General features: G+C 57.4%; 3 protein-coding genes. 2 read left to right on the top strand and 1 reads right to left on the bottom strand.

All coding sequences use genetic code 11. The features are described 5' to 3' along the window. Positions 1-182 (top strand): hypothetical protein (locus tag A3M7_RS50345; RefSeq protein ID WP_210164311.1); only part of this gene is annotated, 182 nt, incomplete at its 5' end. 503 nt (positions 183-685) lie between these two features. On the opposite strand, the gene A3M7_RS0137655 is transcribed toward A3M7_RS50345, so the two are convergent. Then, positions 686-928, bottom strand: coding sequence for a hypothetical protein (locus A3M7_RS0137655; protein WP_027548494.1), 243 nt, complete (start codon positions 926-928; stop codon positions 686-688). A 451-nt stretch (positions 929-1,379) separates the two neighbouring features. On the opposite strand from A3M7_RS0137655, the gene A3M7_RS45625 reads away from it, so the two are divergent. Next, positions 1,380-1,625, top strand: a complete 246-nt coding sequence (locus A3M7_RS45625) for a hypothetical protein (protein WP_049823954.1) — start codon at positions 1,380-1,382, stop codon at positions 1,623-1,625. Positions 1,626-2,101 lie beyond the last annotated feature (476 nt).

Genomic DNA, 2,101 nt, shown 5'->3' on the forward strand with positions numbered 1-2,101 from the left:
GCCCATCATGGATCGACCTCGCCGAGATTCGCGTCAACACAACGGAATCACGGTTCGCGGCCTGCCTCAACCGACTTTTGCAACAAAATCGGCCCGTAGGCGAAGTCCAGACCGGCTCACCCGTGGTCCGATTTGTGGGGCAGAGCGGAAGCGGCTCGTCCGGGCGCACCCGACGCGATTGACCCATTGCGGACCTCGCCTGTGGCTAACCTGACGCCATTCTGGGCCGCCGGAAAAAGCGTGAGCAATGGACCTGAGACCGGGCGCAGCAATAGCGGCAGAAGCATGTCGACTGGAAATTATTCAGCTTCTAGGACGAACAACCCAATTCTGTCAGCGATGGATGAATTGACTGAAGCCATAAGGAGAGGCGTGTTGAACAAGCGGAAGCGGCATGCTGAAGGGCGAGGGTCACATTTCAAAGCAGGAAGAGTGGCCGCCTGCGCGATCAGCGCTTGTCTGCCGGTTGACCGTTGGCCTTCTTCTCGAGTTCATCGATTCTGTCGAGTGCGTTGCTAAGGAGTTCGCCTAACACCAGCAAGAGTGGAGCTGCTGCGGCATACCGGGTGTCGCAGCATGTATCACTCGCTTTATTTCCTCTCGCATTGCCATGGCCGTTCTCGCAGTGCCCTTCGTGATCGGAGCTAAGACAGACGCGACTTCGTCGGCTCTGCGCAAGTCGAAGTCACTTGCGGCGATCCTGCTCAATCCGGTTGGCAGTCGCGAGTTTTCCCTCGATGTACGGCTTTAGATCACCGACCTCTTTCTCGAGGGCCTCTCGCGGGATGTTTTGATTCTTGGCCCCCTCAACGAGGCGGTCAACCAATACGTCCACGCTTTGTGAAGCGCCCGGCGTCCCGTATTGCTCCGCAGCGTGAACGCTGTTCTCGACCCAAAAATCAACGTACTCGCGTGTCGTCGTTAGCATTGAAGTCTCTGCCAGTATCGAATTGAGCTTCGCGTGGAGAGTAACTATATGCAGAGCTGGGGGCAAGACCGCGCCCGCACAGCGGTGCCAGGCTTAGCTATCAGACGTTCCAGTTGTGGGCTGTACCTCCCGGCTTCACCGGCACTATCCTGCTTCCATCCTCAGCGGCCTAGTACGATTTTCGCAGTGGCCTGTTTCGCCTTTTGAGCGCATAAACGGGGATGCTCGATTCTCACTACCGATCCTGCCAGTGTGGAGCGGTCTATAGCCGAACCGAGGCGATGGCCCCAGGTCGGCAGATCGCCAGCTTCGAGTGCTCGGTTTGCGGCGCGACTATGGAATCGTGGAACACCGCTTGGGTGCCCACCTATAGATTGATTGCTGGCCCCGTCCGCCTTCCGCGACCCAGCTAGTTATTGCAACTATCAGCAATTCCGCGGATTAGCCATTGATGGCAGAGTCGTTCGGCACTTCATTCACTATCGTTGAGGTGACCTCGGACGACGCTCCGCAGCCAACGAAGCAGATGTGGCTCGCCTTAGCCAAGCCCAATCAGGCATTGACGCTGGTCCTCGCTGCCGTTCCCGAAGGCTGGACTGCGGAAGTTGTGCCAGCGGTTCTCACTGAAAAGCAGCAGAGGATGTTCGAGGAACTCAACCTCGAACCCGGCGATGTTTACAGGATCGCTCGAGAATAAGGCATTCTCGGTGAGCGGGCGGCGTCTGCTATTTACTCTAGGCCGAACAAGGCTGAGGCTATTGTAATGTCGGCCGTCGCGGGGTGGACCGGACGTGGGGTCGTGCTTGCCTCGACCGCCGCTTGTGGCCGTTAGCCGAAGGTCGATTGAGCGCGTGTCATGTCGGCTGTCAGGGGCAAACCGACGCCGATCCAACTTGGCGTGTCCACCGCTGCTTTTGACCGGGAGCGGACATTGCATTGGTCCCCGATGACCGACCCATTGCTGCGAGGCGGCCCTATTCATAAACGTTCTTTCTGCACTGCGGCATACATGTATTTAGCCTCGATTGCCCAAGCTGAATTTAGGTGTGTCTTAATTTGATTTTCGGGCGCCATAATGGGTCCGGAGCTAAACCCAAAATGGCCATCTACCGCCTGCTACAGAACTCTCCGTTAGGCCCGGAGGAAATAACGATATTGACGGACGCCTACGAG

Origin of the sequence: Bradyrhizobium sp. WSM2254 (genome assembly GCF_000472645.1) — a bacterium.
Classification (GTDB): domain Bacteria; phylum Pseudomonadota; class Alphaproteobacteria; order Rhizobiales; family Xanthobacteraceae; genus Bradyrhizobium; species Bradyrhizobium niftali.